The sequence below is a fragment of the Microbacterium sp. CCNWLW41 genome, from assembly GCF_037083505.1.
On sequence record NZ_JBAOJP010000006.1, the window covers coordinates 363,958 to 380,153 of the forward strand.

The following is a 16,196-nucleotide window of genomic DNA, read 5'->3' on the forward strand; positions in this document are numbered from 1 at the left end:
CGTGAGTCAGACCATGTCCTCCGACACCAGTGCGCCCGCAGAGGGCTACGACGCCTACGCCATCCAGCAGAAGTGGCAGGCGCGCTGGGCCGAGGCCGACCCCTTCCGTGCGGGCGGCGACGACGACACGCGGCCGCGCAAGTACGTGCTGGGCATGTTCCCGTATCCCTCGGGCGACCTGCACATGGGCCACGCCGAGAGCTACGCGTACGTCGACATCGTCGCGCGCTTCTGGCGCCACCGCGGCTACAACGTCCTGAACCCGATCGGCTGGGACTCGTTCGGGCTGCCCGCCGAGAACGCCGCCATCCAGCGCGGCGCCGACCCGCGCGAGTGGACCTACGCGAACATCGCGCAGCACAAGAAGAGCTTCCGGGAGTACGGCTCGTCGTACGACTGGAGCCGCATCCTGCACACCAGCGACCCGGAGTACTACCGGTGGAACCAGTGGCTGTTCCAGCGCCTGTACGAGCGCGGCCTGGCCTACCGCAAGGAGAGCCCGGTCAACTGGTGCCCCAACGACCAGACGGTCCTCGCCAACGAGCAGGTCGTCGAGGGGCACTGCGAGCGGTGCGGCGCCGAGGTGATCAAGAAGAAGCTCACGCAGTGGTACTTCAAGATCACCGAGTACGCCGACCGCCTGCTCGACGACCTGAACCAGCTCGAGGGGTTCTGGCCGCAGAAGGTCATCCGCATGCAGCGGAACTGGATCGGCCGATCGGTCGGGGCCGACATCGACTTCGAGATCGAGGGTCGCGCCGAGAAGGTCACGGTCTTCTCCACGCGACCCGACACGCTGCACGGCGCGACGTTCATGGTCGTCGCCCCCGACAGCGACCTGGCGGCGGAGCTCGCCGCGGGCTCGACCGCCGAGGTGCGCATGCGCTTCCAGGACTACCTCGAGACCGTGCAGCGCGAGACCGAGATCGAACGGCAGAACACCGACCGGCCGAAGACCGGCGTCTTCCTGGACCGCTTCGCGATCAATCCGGTCAACGGCGACCGCCTGCCCATCTGGGCCGCCGACTACGTGCTGGCCGACTACGGGCACGGCGCGGTCATGGCGGTGCCCGCCCACGACCAGCGCGACCTCGACTTCGCCCGAGCGTTCGACCTGCCCGTGAAGGTGGTCGTCGACACGACCGCGCCGATCACGGGCGCGATCCCCGTCATCGAGCTCGACGACGACGGCGTCCCGATCGACCCGGGCCCGGTGGACACCCTCGACGACATCGACCCCGCGCGCACCGGCATCGCGCTCACCGGCGACGGCCGCATGATCAACTCCGGCTCGCTCGACGGCCTGTCCAAGCGCAACGCCATCGCGCGGGTCATCGAGGAGCTGGATGCCGCGGGCACCGGCCGCGCCGCGAAGTCATACCGCCTGCGCGACTGGCTGATCTCGCGCCAGCGCTTCTGGGGCACGCCCATCCCGATGATCCACACCGAGGACGGGCGCATCGTGCCGGTGCCGGACGACCAGCTGCCGCTGCGCCTCCCCGACGCGCAGGGCCTGGACCTCGCGCCCAAGGGCACCTCGCCGCTGGGCGGGGCCACGGAGTGGATGCAGACGACCGACCCCGAGACGGGGGAGCCCGCGCTGCGCGACCCCGACACGATGGACACGTTCGTCGACAGCTCGTGGTACTTCCTGCGGTTCCTGTCGCCGACGGACGACGCCGAGGCGTTCCCGCCGCGTGTCGCCGACCGGTGGGCTCCCGTCGACTCGTACATCGGCGGTGTCGAGCACGCCATCCTCCACCTGCTGTACGCGCGCTTCATCACGAAGGTCCTCTTCGACATGGGGCTCATCGAGTTCACGGAGCCGTTCTCGAGCCTCATCAACCAGGGCATGGTGCTGCTGGACGGCTCGAAGATGTCGAAGTCGAAGGGCAACCTCGTCGAGTTCGCCTCGAGCATGGTCGACCCCGGCGCCGACGCAGTGCGGATCGCGATCGCGTTCGCCGGTCCCGTCGAGGACGACATCAACTGGGAGGACGTGTCCACGACGGGCGCCCAGAAGTTCCTCGCGCGCGCCTGGCGCGTCGCCAAGGACGTCACGAGCGACCCCGATGTCGTCTGGGCCGAGGGCGACACCGCGCTCCGCCGCGTCACGCACAGACTGCTCGCGGATGCCCCCGGGCTGGTCGAGCAGACGAAGTTCAACGTCGTCGTCGCCCGCCTGATGGAGCTGGTCAACGCCACCCGCAAGACGATCGACACCGGCGCCGGCCCCGCCGACCCCGCCGTCCGCGAGGCCGCCGAGGCGACCGCGATGATCTTGGATCTGTTCGCCCCGCACACCGCCGAGGAGATGTGGCAGATCCTGGGCTACGAGGGCTTTGTCGGCCTCGTGCCGTGGCGCACGGCCGACCCGACGCTGCTGGTCGAAGAGAGCGTCACGGCGGTCGTGCAGATCGACGGGAAGGTGCGCGGAACCCTGCAGGTGCCCGCGCGCATCGAGGCCGCCGAGCTCGAGCGCCTCGCGCGGGCGGACGAGAAGGTCGTCCGTTCGCTGGCGGGTCGTGAGATCACGCGCGCGGTCGTGCGAGCGCCGAAGGTCGTGAGCTTCAGCACGCACTGACGCTCCTCCCCAGGAGCGGACGGGCGCGCGGACTGCACAATCGCGTTCCGGGCGTCCCGGGCGGTCGCGGCGCACTCGTAGCGTGGGCGCGTGACAGCCGGTGCCCGTGACGACCCGGAGCAGGCGCCGGGTCCTGGCGCGCGGCGACGCTTCGGCGCGGGTGCCGTCGTGGTCATCGTGCTCGTGGCCCTCGCCGTCACCATCGCGATCGGCATCGTCCGCGGCGCGACGACTCCCGTCGACGAGGTGGCCGTCGACCCCTCGCCGGTCGCGACCCCCGGCGGGGGCGAAGAGCTGTTCGTCCACGTCTCGGGCGCCGTGCGGGAGCCCGGCCTGTACGTCCTCCCCGCCGGCGCCCGGGTGGTCGACGCGATCGCGGCCGCGGGCGGATTCGCCGACGACGCGGCGCGCGATGCGGTGAACCTCGCGCGGCCGATCGACGACGGCGAGCAGCTGCCCGTTCCGCGCCAGGGCGAGGCCGCGCCGCCCACGGCGGCACCGCCGGGACAGGCGCCGGACGGCCGTGTGGACATCAACACCGCCGACGCGACGCTGCTCGAGACGCTGCCGCGCATCGGACCGGCCCTGGCGGAGTGGATCATCGCGTGGCGGGATGACAACGGCGGGTTCACCAGCGTCGAGGACTTGCTGGCCGTCCCGGGGATCGGCGACACCATGCTCGAGGCACTCCGCGACCTGGTGACGGTGTGACACGGCGTCTCCCGGCACTGCGCCTCGTCCCCGTCGCCGGCGCGACGTGGGCGGTCGCCGCGGCGGCGATCCTCGCTCCCGCGGCGGCGGGCTGGATCGCGTCGGGGTCCTGGGCGGTCGCCGTCGTCGCCGTCGCCGTCGTCGCGCGAGCGGGTCGCCGCGTCTCGAGCGGGCGTCTCTCCCCGGCTGCGGCGCCGATTCCGGCCGCCGGAGTCGCACCGAGGCTCGGGATGCCGACCCGGACAGCACGCGTCGTCCTGGCGGTGATCGTGCTCGCCGCCGCGGCCGCGGGTACGACCGCCGCGCACGTGGCGGTGGCCTGGCCCGGGCGCCAAGCCGTCACGGAGCTGGCCCTGCAAGGCGGCCGGGCGGTCGACGTGCGGGCCGACGTGGCCGGCAAGGTCGAGCGGCGCGCCGGCACGCTCTCGTTCGCCGCGCGCGCCCGCAGCGTCAACGCCGGCAGCGAGACCCACCGCGTGGCGATCGACGTCACGGTACGCGTCGCTCCCGACGACGTGGACCGCCCGGACCTGCTCGATGTGGGCGCCGACGTCGAGGTCCACGGCACCGCGAGCACTGGCCGGGCGGGGGATCGCGCGGTCCTGGTGCTGTGGGCATCTCGCGGCGTGGAGGTCCGGCAGGCGGCGAACGGTGCCGCGGCGCTGACCGGCGACCTCCGGCGCGGCCTCGTCCGCGCCGTCGCGGATCTGCCGGGGGCGGGCGCCGGACTCGTGCCGGGGCTGGCCGTCGGCGACACGTCGATCGTCTCCCCGGAGCTCGACGCCGCCATGAAGGAGGCCTCCCTGTCACATCTGACCGCCGTCTCCGGCGCGAACTGCGCCCTCGTCGTGGGCATCGCGTTCGGCCTCGCGGCGGCGGCCGGCGCCTCCCGCGGGCTGCGGGTCGGCTGCGCGCTGGCGGTGCTGCTGGGCTTCGTCGTCCTGGTGACCCCCGAGCCGAGCGTCGTTCGCGCCGCGACCATGGCGGCGATCGCGATGCTCACCGTCCTCCTCGGCCGTCCCGGCGCCGGAATGGCGCTGCTGTGCCTCGCGGTGACGCTGCTCCTCGTCTTCGACCCGTGGCTGGCGGCATCCCTCGGATTCGGGCTCTCCGTCGCCGCGACCGGGTCGTTGCTGCTGTTCGCGCGCCCGCTCGCCTCCGGGCTGGCCCGCTGGGTACCCCGTCCGCTGGCGCTGGCGCTCGCGGTGCCGCTGGCGGCTCAGCTCGCCTGCGGCCCGTTGCTGATCCTGATCCAGCCCACGGTGCCGGTCTACGGCGTGGTGGCCAACCTGCTGGCAGGTCCGGCCGCGCCGGCGGCGACCGTGCTCGGCCTCGCCGCGTGCCTCAGCGCGCCGCTGCCGTGGCTGCAGTCGGGCCTCGCGGTGCTGGCATGGGTGCCGGCGTCCTGGATCGCGGCGACCGCGGTGACGATGTCGGAACTGCCCGCCGATCAGCTGCCGTGGCCCGAGGGCGTGCCCGGCGCCGTGGCGCTCGCGCTCGTCGGTCTCGCGGTCGGCGCCGCGATCGCGCTTCCGCGCGCCGGCCCGCCCGCGCTTCGCGCCGCGCGCGCCGGCGCGGCGGTCCTCGTGGCGACGGTGGTGGGGGCGGGACTCGGCACGGGCGCGCTGGCGACGGTCGCCGGGCGTCTGACCCTCCCCTCGGGGTGGGCGATGCTGGCGTGCGACGTCGGCCAGGGCGATGCCGTGCTGCTGCGCTCGGGCGACGCCGTGGCGCTCGTCGACACCGGACCGGACCCCGGCGCCCTCGAGGCATGCCTGTCGCGCGCCGGAGTCGGACGCATCGAACTCCTCGTGCTGACGCACTTCGACCTCGACCACGCGGGCGGTCTCGACGCCGTGCAGGGGCGGGTGGGCACGGTGCTGCACGGCCCCACCGACGCCGCCGGGCACGCCGGGATCGCCGCCCTCGAAGCGGCGGGCGCCCGCGCCGTCGAGGCGTCCGCGGGGATGTCGGGGTCGCTCGGCGGGGCGCGGTGGCGGGTGCTCTGGCCGCGCGCCGACAGCCGCGCCTACCCGGCCGGCAACGACGCGAGCGTGGTGCTGGACGTGCGTGGCGGCGGCGTGCCGCCCACCCTGCTGCTCGGCGACCTGTCCGCGTCGCCGCAGCGCGCCCTCGTGGCATCCGCGACGCTGGACCCGCCGTACGCGATCGTCAAGGTCGCCCATCACGGCAGCGCGGATCAGGATGCCGCACTCTACGCCGCCGCCCGGCCCGCCGTCGCGGTGATCACGGTCGGGCTCGACAACGACTACGACCACCCGCGCCCCGAGCTCCTCGCGGTCCTCGCGGACGCCCGCGCACGCGTGGTGCGCACCGACGAGGACGGATCCGTCGCGCTGTGGACGACGGCCGGGGGAGCGGTGGCACTCTGGCGCGACCGGGGCGGCTGATCGCTCATGGGGGGGCGCCGCGGCTCGCGTCGGCGGTCGTCGGTAGGCTGAGGGGATGGCATCACCCGCGCGCCGATCACCGGCGAAGTCGGCGCGCAGCGCCATCCCTCAGCTGTCGTGGCGCACCCCGCAGCCGGCTCCCGTCGTGCTCGTGTCCGGCCCCGAGGAGGTCTGCGCCGAGCGCGCGATCGCCGGTGTCCGCGACTATCTGCGCGCAGAGGATCCGACGCTCGAAGTGTCCGACATCCGGGCCGACGACTACCCGGCGGGGTCTCTGCTGGGTGTGACCTCGCCGTCCCTGTTCGGCGAGCCGCGCCTGGTGCGGGTCAGCGGCGTCGAGAAGTGCTCCGACACCTTCCTCTCCGAAGCGCTCGCGTACCTCGCCGCCCCGCAGGACGGCGCCACGGTCGTGCTCCGGCACACCGGCGCGAGCGTGCGCGGGAAGAAGCTCCTCGACGCGATCCGGGCAGGCCAGGGCGCGGGGGTGGAGATCGCCTGCCCGGCGATCAAGCGGGACTCCGACAGGTTCGACTTCGCGGCGGGAGAGTTCCAGGCTGCGCGCAAGCGGATCGCCCCGGTCGCGCTGCGCGCGCTCGTGTCCGCGTTCGCCGACGACCTCACCGAGCTCGCCGCGGCGTGCCAGCAGCTCATCGCCGACGTCCCCGGCGACATCACCGAGCAGATCGTCGAGCGGTACTACGGCGGTCGGGTCGAGACCTCGGCCTTCACCGTCGCCGACACGGCCATCGCCGGGCGCTACGGCGAGGCGCTGATCGCGCTCCGGCACGCGCTGGCCTCGGGAGCCGACCCGGTCCCGCTGGTCGCCGCGGTCGCGATGAAGCTGAGGACCATGGCCAGGGTCGCAGGCAACCGCGAGCCCGCCGCGGCGCTCGCCGCGCGCCTGGGCATGAAGGACTGGCAGGTCGACCGCGCGCGCCGCGACCTGGTCGGGTGGAACGAAGAGAGCCTGGGCCGCGCGATCCAGGCGACGGCGCGCGCGGACGCCGAGGTCAAGGGCGGCTCGCGAGACCCGATCTTCGCGCTGGAGCGCATGATCACGGTCATCGCCACGCGCGCTCCCTACGGCTCCTGACCCCGCGGGTCCTCGCCGCTCGGGGCGCGTCGCCGACACCGCCGGCGCCGTGTACATGCGAAAGGCCCGCCCCTCGCGGGACGGGCCTTCTCATGCGACGCGGACCTGCCGAGCCGTTCCGGCGTCAGAGCGCAGCAACCTGCTTGGAGATCGCCGACTTGCGGTTCGCCGCCTGGTTCTTGTGGATGACGCCCTTGCTGACGGCCTTGTCGAGCTTCTTGGTGGCCTTGCCGAGCGCCTTCTCAGCGGCCGCCTTGTCGCCCGCGGCGACGGCCTCGCGCGTGCGGCGCACGAGCGTCTTCAGCTCGCTCTTGACGGACTTGTTGCGCTCTCGCGCCTTCTCGTTGGTCTTGTTGCGCTTGATCTGCGACTTGATGTTCGCCACGTGTCGACGTTTCTTTCGTTCGAAGGGAATCGGATTGATGATGCCGGTCAGCGGGAGAGGGGCGCTGCTCGGCGGTCGTGAGGGCGAACCCACACGCAAGCCAAACAAGGATTCTATCAGGTCGGTCGCCCGGTCGATGACGGGAGTCCGCCGACGCTGCGGCCCGGGTGCTCGTGCTGCCCCGCCTCGAGCGTAGCGAGGGCGACCTCCAGCACCGCATTGAACACCCGCGGGCGCATCACGGTGACGTGATGGGTCGTGCGGGGGACGACGATGAGCTCGGCGTGCTGCGCCACGCGGGTGAAGAGCCGCTCATTCACCCGCAGCTGGTCGTACTGCCCGTTGACGATCCACAGCGGCACCTCGATGCGCCTGAGCGCCGACAGCAGGTCCAGCACCGACAGACTCCGCAGGGCGACGTCCTGCGCGTCCAGCGCGTAGCCGCCTGCCCCGAAGTCCGCGCGGGTCTCCTCGGGGAGGATGCGATCGAGCATCCGGTCCGTCAGCCACATGCCCCGGTCGGGGAGCGAGTCGAAGCCCCGCGCCAGCAGGCGGTAGGCCCGCAGGCCGATGCCCCGCGGGATCGCGGTGCACGACGCCGCGATGAATCCCGAGACCGGCGGCCGCTCCTCGGCCCCCGCGTACTCGATGCACAGCAGCCCGCCCATGGAGTGCCCCACCAGCAGCACCGGGCCGCGCTCCGCCGCGGCCTGCACGGCGTCGTCGATCGTGGCGAAGGCGGACTCGATCGTGAACTCCTCGCGCATGCGGGATCCGTGCCCGGGCAGATCGACCGCCGTGACCGGGGTCCCGCGCGCCTGGAGATACGCGACCTGCGACCGCCACATCGTCGCGGATGTGCGGATGCCGTGGACGAGGACGACGTGGACCGCCATGACGACAGGCTAGCCACAGCGCCCGCCCTAGCATGGCGGCATGCCCGAGATCGCCCCGCACATCGCGCGCATGCCCGGCTCGGGCGTGCGACACATCCTCGAGCGCGCGCTGCGCCGGCCGGGCACCATCGTCCTGGCCGTCGGCGAGCCCGGAGAGGTGGCGGGCGCGGCGATCAGAGACGCGGCGGCGGCGGCGTGGACGGCCGGGGCCATCCGCTACACGCCGAACGGCGGCATCCCGGCCCTGCGCGAAGCCATCCGCGCGAAGCTCGCGCGCGAGAACGGGCTCGAGGCCGACGTCGAGCAGATCTGGGTGACGGTCGGCGCGACGCAGGCGCTGCACCTCGCGATGGCCCTGACCCTGTCGCGCGGCGACGAGGTGCTCGTGCCCGACCCCGGGTACACGACCTTCACCATGAACGCGCACCTGCTGCAGGCGACGCCGGTGCCCTACCCCCTGCGTCCGGACCGCGGCTTCCAGCCCGACCTGGACGAGCTGGACGCCCTCGTCACCCCGCGGACGCGCGCCCTGATCGTGAACACACCGTCCAATCCGCTGGGGTCCACCTTCGATCGAGCGACACTCGAGGCGCTGATGGCGCTGGCTCGACGGCACGACCTGTGGGTGATCAGCGACGAGGTGTACGAGCGCTTCACGTGGGGACATCCGCACGTGAGCCCGGCGACCCTGGACGACGACGGGCGCGTGCTCTCGGTGTTCTCGATGTCGAAGACGTACGCGATGACCGGTGCGCGGGTGGGCTGGCTCGTGACGCCTCCCGGATGGCGCCAGACCATGCTGCGGGTGCAGGAGTCGGTGGTCAGCTGCGTCGACGAGCCCGCGCAGCGGGCGGCTGTCGCGGCGCTGACGGGGGAGCAGACCGCCGTCGCGGCGAGTGCGGCGCACTACCGCGACAACCTGGCCGCCGCGACGGCGCTGCTGGATGCCCGCGGCCTGCGCTATCTCGCACCCACCGGCGCGTTCTACCTCTGGATCGACGTCTCGGACGCCTCGGGCGGCGACGTGGTCGCGTGGTGCGAGCGGTTCCTCGACGAGCACGGGGTGGCCGTCGCACCGGGCAGCGCGTTCGGGGCCTCCGGCGAGGGATGGGTGCGCGTCTGCGTCGCGAGCGACAAGGCGGAGCTGCTGGAGGGCCTCAGCCGCCTGCCGGCCCCGGCGCGGCCTGCGCACGGCGGGATCCGGTGACGCGCAGGGTCGCGGCATCCGTCACCCGTACAATCGTCTGGACATGTCACCCCGTGCCCTGAAGCCTCTCGAGCCGTCTGCGACCCCTCCTGAGCTGATCCGCAACTTCTGCATCATCGCCCACATCGACCACGGAAAGTCGACGCTGGCGGACAGGATGCTGCAGATCACCGGCGTCGTATCCGACCGCGACATGCGCGCGCAGTACCTCGACCGCATGGACATCGAGCGCGAGCGGGGAATCACGATCAAGTCGCAGGCCGTCCGCATGCCGTGGTCCACCGCGGACGGGACGTTCGCGCTGAACATGATCGACACGCCCGGGCACGTGGACTTCACCTACGAGGTGTCGCGCTCGCTCGCCGCCTGCGAGGGCGCGATCCTGCTCGTCGACGCCGCGCAGGGGATCGAGGCCCAGACCCTCGCCAACCTCTACCTCGCGCTCGAGAACGACCTGCACATCATCCCGGTGCTCAACAAGATCGACCTCCCGGCAGCCGACCCCGAGAAGTTCGCCGCCGAGCTGGCCAACCTGATCGGCGGCTCGCCGGACGACGTGCTGCGGGTGTCCGGCAAGACGGGGATGGGGGTCGAGGACCTGCTGGACCGCATCGTCGAGCAGATCCCCGCGCCCACGGGCGACGCCGACGCCCCGGCCCGCGCGATGATCTTCGACTCGGTGTACGACTCGTACCGCGGCGTCGTGACGTACGTCCGCATGGTCGACGGCAAGCTCGAGCCGCGCGAGCGGATCCAGATGATGTCGACGCGAGCCACCCACGACCTCCTCGAGATCGGCGTGTCCAGCCCCGAGCCGGTGCCCACCCGGGGTCTCGGCGTCGGCGAGGTCGGCTACCTGATCACCGGCGTGAAGGACGTGCGCCAGTCGAAGGTCGGCGACACGATCACCAATCAGCGCAAGCCCGCCGCCGAGGCCCTGCCGGGGTACACCGACCCGAAGCCGATGGTGTTCTCCGGCATCTACCCGATCGACGGCAGCGACTACGGCGATCTGCGCGAGGCGCTGGACAAGCTCAAGCTGTCGGATGCCTCCCTCCAGTACGAGCCCGAGACGTCGGTCGCGCTGGGCTTCGGCTTCCGCTGCGGCTTCCTGGGGCTGCTGCACCTCGAGATCATCACCGAGCGCCTGTCGCGCGAGTTCGACCTCGACCTCATCACGACCGCGCCGTCGGTGACCTACGAGGTCACCACCGACACGGGGGAGACGGTCGTGGTCACCAACCCCAGCGAGTACCCCGACGGCCGCGTCGCCGAGGTCTCGGAGCCCGTGGTGAAGGTGGGGATCCTGCTGCCCAAGGACTACGTCGGCACGGTCATGGAGCTGTGCCAGTCGCGCCGCGGGTCGCTGCTGGGGATGGACTACCTCAGCGAGGACCGCGTCGAGCTGCGCTACAACATGCCGCTCGGCGAGATCGTGTTCGATTTCTTCGATCAGCTGAAGTCCAAGACCCAGGGCTACGCGAGCCTCGACTACGAGCCCGCCGGCTCGCAGACGGCAGACCTGGTGAAGGTCGACATCCTGCTGCAGGGCGACAAGGTCGACGCCTTCAGCTCGATCGTGCACCGCGAGAAGGCGTACGCGTACGGCACCATGATGACCGAGCGCCTGCGCAAGCTCATCCCGCGGCAGCAGTTCGAGGTGCCGATCCAGGCCGCCATCGGCGCCCGCATCATCGCGCGCGAGAACATCCGCGCCATGCGCAAGGACGTCCTGGCGAAGTGCTACGGCGGTGACATCTCGCGCAAGCGCAAGCTCCTCGAGAAGCAGAAGGAGGGCAAGAAGCGCATGAAGATGGTCGGGCGCGTGGAGGTCCCCCAGGAGGCGTTCATCGCCGCGCTCTCGGGTGACGTCGAGACCAAGGGCGCCAAGTAGGCTGGTCCTCATGCGTCGAGGGACCTTCCGTGACGACACCGTCGACTACGCCGCCGTCGGGGCGACGCAGGCGGCCGATCTGATGCACTTCCCGCCGGAGCGCAGCATCCCCGCGGAGCAGTCGTGGCGCATCGGCAGCGGCGAGGCCCGCTTCCACGCCGCGAGCGATGCGCTGCTGTCGTGGACCGCCCAGCGCGGCGCCGGACTCGAGGTGACCGACGTCCGCCCGGCTTCCGGGCCGATGTACTCGGGCGTGAGCTTCGACGCCGAGGGCAACCCGGTCGCGCCGAGTCGCACCGAGTCGGAGCAGCGCTTCGACGCCGACGGCACCCCGTACGTGGGGCCCGGCACGACGATCCGCGTCGCGGGCCGTGTGAAGGGGCTTCGGGCCGATGCCGAGCTCCGGGTGATCTTCGCCATCGAGGAGCCCCGGCGCGTCGGCTTCGCCCTGGGCACGGTCGGCGACTCGGTGGTCAGCGGCGAGGAGTCGTTCATGCTGGATTGGAACGACAAGGACGAGGTGTGGTTCACCGTTCGCGCGTTCGACGCCCCGCACGCGCTGCTGTACCGGATGCTTCCCGCGCTGACCAGGCGCCGCCGGCGTGAGCTGTTCACGCGCTATCTGCGCGCGATCTCGCCGCTGTACACCACCCCCGCGTGAGGCGCTGATGGGCTCCGCTCTTCCTCTCGGCGAGCCCGTTCCGGCGGACGGCTCGCTGCCGGCCGGCATCCGCATCGATCGGGCCACCGACTTCGGCGTGTACCTGCACGTGCCCTTCTGCCGCGTGCGGTGCGGGTATTGCGACTTCAACACCTACACGTCGTCCGAGCTGCGCGGGGCACGCCAGGACCAGTACGCCGACACGCTCCTGCGCGAGATCGGCCTCGCCCGGAGCGTCCTCGAGCGCGCCGGCGGCACCCGGCCCGCATCGACGGTCTTCTTCGGCGGAGGCACGCCCACGCTGCTGCCGCCGGGGGATCTCGCGCGCATGCTCGACGGGGTGCGCGAGGCGTTCGGGCTCCGGGACGACGCGGAGATCACCGTCGAGGCCAATCCCGACACGGTGTCGCCGGCGGTGGCGGCCGAGCTGGCGGCAGCGGGGGTCACCCGGATGTCGATCGGCATGCAGTCCGCCGTCCCCCGCGTCCTGGCAGCGCTCGACCGCACCCACGACCCCGACAACGTGCGCACCGCCGTGTCGGCCGCACGCGAGGCGGGACTCGACGTCAGCGTCGACCTCATCTACGGCGCACCGGGCGAGACGCTCGACGACTGGCGCAGCTCGCTCGCGACGGCCGTCGCGCTGGAGCCCGACCACATCTCGGCCTACGCGCTGATCATCGAGGATGGCACCAAGCTCGCCCGTCAGATCCGCCGCGGCGAGGTCGCCGCGCCCGACGACGACCTGCAGGCCGACATGTACGAGCTCGCCGACGACCTGCTGTCCGTCGCCGGCTTCGACTGGTACGAGGTGTCGAACTGGTCCCGCGGCCCCGAGCACCGCTCCCGGCACAACCTGGCGTACTGGACGGGGACCGACTGGTGGGGCTTCGGCCCCGGCGCCCACAGCCACGTCAACGGCGTGCGCTTCTGGAACGTCAAGCACCCGGCGGCCTACGCCCAGCGCCTCGCGGCCGGCGAGTCGCCCGCGGCGGGACGGGAGATCCCGGATGCCGCCGCCCGCGGTCTGGAGAGCGTACTGCTGCGCACCCGCATCCGCGAGGGGATGCCCGTCGACGAGCTGCTGGGCGAGGGTCGGCACGCGGTGGCCGCGCTGATCGCCGACGGCCTGATCGAGGGGCGGGACGCGCTCCGGGGCCGTGTCGTGCTCACCCGACGCGGGCGGCTCCTGGCCGACGCCGTCGTCCGGGCGCTGACGCCGTGAGGCGCCCGCGCCGGGGCGTGCCGGGGCGGAGCCGCGCGGACATCTGCGGACGCGGCGTCGCTCAGCGATCGTGACGGGCTCATCGGATAGAATTGGCACTCCAGTCATGCGAGTGCCAGATCGGGCGTGAGGAGGCGTGATGGTCAGCGAGCGCGGACTCCAGGTGCTGCGGGCGATCGTCCAGGACTACGTCGACACGCGCGAGCCGGTCGGCAGCAAGGCGATCGTCGAGCGGCACGCCTTCGGCGTGTCTGCGGCGACCATCCGCAACGACATGGCCCTGCTCGAAGACGAGGAGCTCATCGCCGCCCCGCACACGTCGTCCGGCCGCGTGCCGACCGACAAGGGGTATCGGGTGTTCGTCGACCATCTGGCGGAGCTGCGGCCGCTCTCGCCGGCGCAGCGGTCCGCGATCGCCTCGTTCCTCGACGGCCCCGGAGACCTCGACGACGTGCTCGTGCGCACGGTGCGCGCACTCACGCAGCTCACGGGCCAGGTCGCGATCGTGCAGTACCCGTCGTTCGCCCGCGCCACCGTCACGCACGTCGAGCTCGTGCAGCTCGGCGCCGGGCGCATGCTCGTCATCGTCGTCACCGACACCGGCCGGGTCTCGCAGCGGCTCGCCTTCGTGGGCGACGAGTTCGACGAGGCCGACCTCGCGCGCATCCGCGCCGAGCTCGGCACGCTGCTGGTGGGCCGGCCCGTCCGGGAGGGGCTGCAGCGCATCGCCGACCGCCTGGAGGCGCAGGCCCCGCAAGCCCCCGCCCACGAGCGCGCCACCGACGAGATCGTGCGTGCGGTCGCCGAGGAGCTCGAGGAGTTCCGCCAGGACAGGCTCGTGATGGCCGGCAGCGCCAATCTCGCGCGCAGCGAGTCGGACTTCCGCGGCAGCATCTATCCGCTCCTCGAGGCGATCGAGGAGCAGGTGACGCTGCTGCGGCTCATGGGCGAGATGGTGGCCGACGAGCAGGGGCTCGCCGCCAGCATCGGACGCGAGAACGAGCCGTTCGGCCTGGCCGAGGCATCCGTCGTCGCCAGCGATTACGATGCCACCGGCTCGCTCGCGCGTGTCGGCGTGCTCGGCCCCACCCGCATGGACTACCCCTCGAACCTCGCGGCGGTCCGTGCCGTCGCGCGCTACCTCACGCGCATGCTCGAGCAGGACGACAGCTCCCGCTGACGCGGACGCGTACCCACGATCCCGCGGCGCCGCCGCGGCAGGAAGGCGAAAGTGGCTGACCACTACGAGGTCCTCGGCGTTTCGCGCGAGGCCACCCCCGACGAGATCAAGAAGGCCTACCGCAAGCTCGCGCGCCAACTCCACCCGGACGTGAACCCCGGCGAGGACGCGGCCGAGAGGTTCAAGCTCGTCACGCACGCCTACGACGTGCTCAGCGACCCCGAGCAGCGCGCCCGCTACGACATGGGCGGCGCCGATTCTCCGTTCGGCGGCGCCGGCGGGTTCGGCGGGTTCAACGACATCTTCGAGACCTTCTTCGGCGCGGCCGGGGGCACGCGCGGCGGCCGGCCGCGGTCGCGGCGCGAGCGCGGGCAGGACGCCCTCGTGCGCGTCACCCTGGAGCTCGGGGACGTGGTGTTCGGCGCCCACCGCGACATCGACGTCGACACCGCCGTGCTGTGCGAGACCTGCCAGGGGTCGTGCTGCCAGCCCGGCACCAGCCCCGTGACGTGCGACATCTGCCACGGCACGGGCAACGTCCAGCGTCAGGTGCGGAGCCTGCTGGGCAACGTCGTGACGTCGCAGCCGTGCAACGTGTGCCAGGGCTACGGCACCACGATCCCGTACCCCTGCGCGACGTGCCAGGGGCAGGGGCGTGTGCGCGCGCGCCGCACCGTGTCCCTCGACATCCCCGCCGGCGTCGAGACCGGCCTGCGCCTGCAGCTGCCCGGCTCGGGCGAGGTCGGCCCCGCCGGCGGCCCGAACGGCGACCTGTACATCGAGGTGACGGTGTCGCCCCACGAGGTGTTCAGCCGTGACGGCGACGACCTGCTGGCGACCCTCGAGGTGTCGATGCCCGACGCGATCCTCGGCACGACCACGACGATCCAGTCGCTGGACGGCCCGGTCGAGCTCGAGGTGCGCCCCGGCGTGCAGGCCGGCGACATCCTGACGATCAAGGGGCGCGGCATCACCCCGCTGCGCGGCTCGCAGCGGGGCGATCTCAAGGTCGGCGTGCACGTGGTGACCCCGACACGGCTGGACCACAAGGAGCGCGCCCTGATCGAGGAGTTCGCCAAGCGCACGAAGGCCCCCGGTCCCCGGCTCGCGGAGTTCCACCAGGGACTGTTCGCCAAGCTGCGCGACCGCTTCCGGAACGGCTGAGCCGTGCCGCTGCACTTCCTCGTCGACGACGCCGCTGGGCTCTCGCCCGGGAGGACCGTGACCTTGATCGGCCCCGAGGCGCATCACGCCGCCACCGTGCGCCGTGTCCGCGTCGGCGAGAGGGTCACCGTCGGCGACGGGAGGGGTGCGTGGCTGACCGGCGAGGTCGAGGCCGTCGCGCCGCGCGAGGTCGTCGTCCGGGTCCGCGAGCGGACGGATGCCCCCGCACCGCGACCACGGGTCGTGCTCGTGCAGGCGCTGGCCAAGGGAGACCGCGACGAGCTCGCCGTGCAGGCGGCGACCGAGCTGGGCGTGGACGAGATCGTGCCGTGGCAGGCAGCCCGGAGTGTGTCGCGCTGGGACGCGGCGAAGGCGTCGAAGGGGCGGGCGCGATGGGCCACGATCGTCCGCGAGGCCGCCAAGCAGGCTCACCGCGCGTGGCTCCCGGACGTCGCGGAGCTGACGACCACCGCTCAGCTGGCACGCCGGGCGGAGGCATCCGTCGTCCTGATCCTGGAGCCGACGGCGACGGAGCCCCTGAGCGCCCTGCGGGTGGGCGAGGGGGAGGAGCGCGACATCGTCCTCGTCGTCGGCCCCGAGGGCGGCATCGCCCCCGAGGAGCTGGACGTCCTCACCGCCGCGGGCGCCCGGGCCGTGCGCCTGGGCGACACCGTCCTGCGCACCTCCACCGCGGGCCCGGCCGCCCTGGCCGTCGTCAGCGCGGCGCTGGGACGGTGGTGAAGGGTGGGCCGTGCGCCGGGCCGGCATGGCGCACCGGTCGATCG

The 16,196-nt window shown here is 72.6% G+C and carries 13 protein-coding genes; 11 read left to right on the forward strand and 2 right to left on the reverse strand.

Translation table 11 applies throughout. The features are described from left to right. Positions 1-13: 13 nt before the first annotated feature. The 4 genes from leuS (at position 14) to holA (ending at position 6,799) form a co-directional block, all read left to right on the forward strand. Positions 14-2,584: a leucine--tRNA ligase gene (gene leuS / locus V6R91_RS22130; RefSeq protein ID WP_336397067.1), complete on the forward strand. Its 2,571-nt coding sequence runs from the start codon at positions 14-16 to the stop codon at positions 2,582-2,584. 90 nt (positions 2,585-2,674) lie between these two features. Beyond that, positions 2,675-3,295 (forward strand): ComEA family DNA-binding protein, encoded by a 621-nt coding sequence (locus tag V6R91_RS22135; RefSeq protein WP_336397068.1) that lies wholly within the window; start codon positions 2,675-2,677, stop codon positions 3,293-3,295. Next, positions 3,292-5,706, forward strand: coding sequence for a ComEC/Rec2 family competence protein (locus tag V6R91_RS22140; protein ID WP_336397069.1), 2,415 nt, complete (start codon positions 3,292-3,294; stop codon positions 5,704-5,706). The genes V6R91_RS22135 and V6R91_RS22140 overlap by 4 nt, the downstream gene beginning before the upstream one ends. A gap of 55 nt (positions 5,707-5,761) precedes the next feature. Next, positions 5,762-6,799 (forward strand): DNA polymerase III subunit delta, encoded by a 1,038-nt coding sequence (gene holA, locus V6R91_RS22145; RefSeq protein WP_336397070.1) that lies wholly within the window; start codon positions 5,762-5,764, stop codon positions 6,797-6,799. 124 nt (positions 6,800-6,923) lie between these two features. On the opposite strand, the gene rpsT is transcribed toward holA, so the two are convergent. Together rpsT and V6R91_RS22155 are read right to left on the reverse strand one after the other, a co-directional pair. Then, positions 6,924-7,184 (reverse strand): 30S ribosomal protein S20, encoded by a 261-nt coding sequence (rpsT, locus tag V6R91_RS22150; protein WP_336397071.1) that lies wholly within the window; start codon positions 7,182-7,184, stop codon positions 6,924-6,926. 116 nt (positions 7,185-7,300) lie between these two features. Next, positions 7,301-8,080 (reverse strand): alpha/beta fold hydrolase, encoded by a 780-nt coding sequence (locus V6R91_RS22155; protein WP_336397072.1) that lies wholly within the window; start codon positions 8,078-8,080, stop codon positions 7,301-7,303. Between the two features lie 40 nt (positions 8,081-8,120). Between V6R91_RS22155 and V6R91_RS22160 the strand changes: the two genes are divergently transcribed. The 7 genes from V6R91_RS22160 (at position 8,121) to V6R91_RS22190 (ending at position 16,152) form a co-directional block, all read left to right on the forward strand. Further along, a complete protein-coding gene (locus tag V6R91_RS22160; protein WP_336397073.1) occupies positions 8,121-9,287 on the forward strand; it encodes a pyridoxal phosphate-dependent aminotransferase in 1,167 nt (388 codons plus the stop codon). 43 nt (positions 9,288-9,330) lie between these two features. After that, positions 9,331-11,181, forward strand: a complete 1,851-nt coding sequence (lepA, locus tag V6R91_RS22165; RefSeq protein WP_336397074.1) for a translation elongation factor 4 — start codon at positions 9,331-9,333, stop codon at positions 11,179-11,181. A 10-nt stretch (positions 11,182-11,191) separates the two neighbouring features. Beyond that, positions 11,192-11,842: a DUF1990 family protein gene (locus tag V6R91_RS22170; protein WP_336397075.1), complete on the forward strand. Its 651-nt coding sequence runs from the start codon at positions 11,192-11,194 to the stop codon at positions 11,840-11,842. A 7-nt stretch (positions 11,843-11,849) separates the two neighbouring features. Further along, positions 11,850-13,067, forward strand: a complete 1,218-nt coding sequence (hemW, locus tag V6R91_RS22175) for a radical SAM family heme chaperone HemW (protein WP_336397076.1) — start codon at positions 11,850-11,852, stop codon at positions 13,065-13,067. A gap of 139 nt (positions 13,068-13,206) precedes the next feature. After that, entirely contained in the window at positions 13,207-14,247 is a 1,041-nt protein-coding gene (hrcA, locus tag V6R91_RS22180) for a heat-inducible transcriptional repressor HrcA (RefSeq protein WP_336397077.1), read from the forward strand. Positions 14,248-14,298: 51 nt separating this feature from the next. Then, positions 14,299-15,411 (forward strand): molecular chaperone DnaJ, encoded by a 1,113-nt coding sequence (dnaJ, locus tag V6R91_RS22185; RefSeq protein WP_336397078.1) that lies wholly within the window; start codon positions 14,299-14,301, stop codon positions 15,409-15,411. A 3-nt stretch (positions 15,412-15,414) separates the two neighbouring features. Next, positions 15,415-16,152 (forward strand): 16S rRNA (uracil(1498)-N(3))-methyltransferase, encoded by a 738-nt coding sequence (locus V6R91_RS22190; protein WP_336397079.1) that lies wholly within the window; start codon positions 15,415-15,417, stop codon positions 16,150-16,152. Positions 16,153-16,196: the final 44 nt, after the last annotated feature.

Excerpts from the sequence above, each read along its gene's own strand:
- leuS (WP_336397067.1), top strand. The coding sequence starts at position 14 with ATGTCCTCCGACACCAGTGCGCCCGCAGAGGGCTACGACGCCTACGCC.
- holA (WP_336397070.1), top strand. The coding sequence starts at position 5,762 with ATGGCATCACCCGCGCGCCGATCACCGGCGAAGTCGGCGCGCAGCGCC.
- V6R91_RS22155 (WP_336397072.1), bottom strand. The coding sequence starts at position 8,080 with ATGGCGGTCCACGTCGTCCTCGTCCACGGCATCCGCACATCCGCGACG.
- V6R91_RS22160 (WP_336397073.1), top strand. The coding sequence starts at position 8,121 with ATGCCCGAGATCGCCCCGCACATCGCGCGCATGCCCGGCTCGGGCGTG.
- lepA (WP_336397074.1), top strand. The coding sequence starts at position 9,331 with ATGTCACCCCGTGCCCTGAAGCCTCTCGAGCCGTCTGCGACCCCTCCT.
- V6R91_RS22170 (WP_336397075.1), top strand. The coding sequence starts at position 11,192 with ATGCGTCGAGGGACCTTCCGTGACGACACCGTCGACTACGCCGCCGTC.
- hemW (WP_336397076.1), top strand. The coding sequence starts at position 11,850 with ATGGGCTCCGCTCTTCCTCTCGGCGAGCCCGTTCCGGCGGACGGCTCG.
- hrcA (WP_336397077.1), top strand. The coding sequence starts at position 13,207 with ATGGTCAGCGAGCGCGGACTCCAGGTGCTGCGGGCGATCGTCCAGGAC.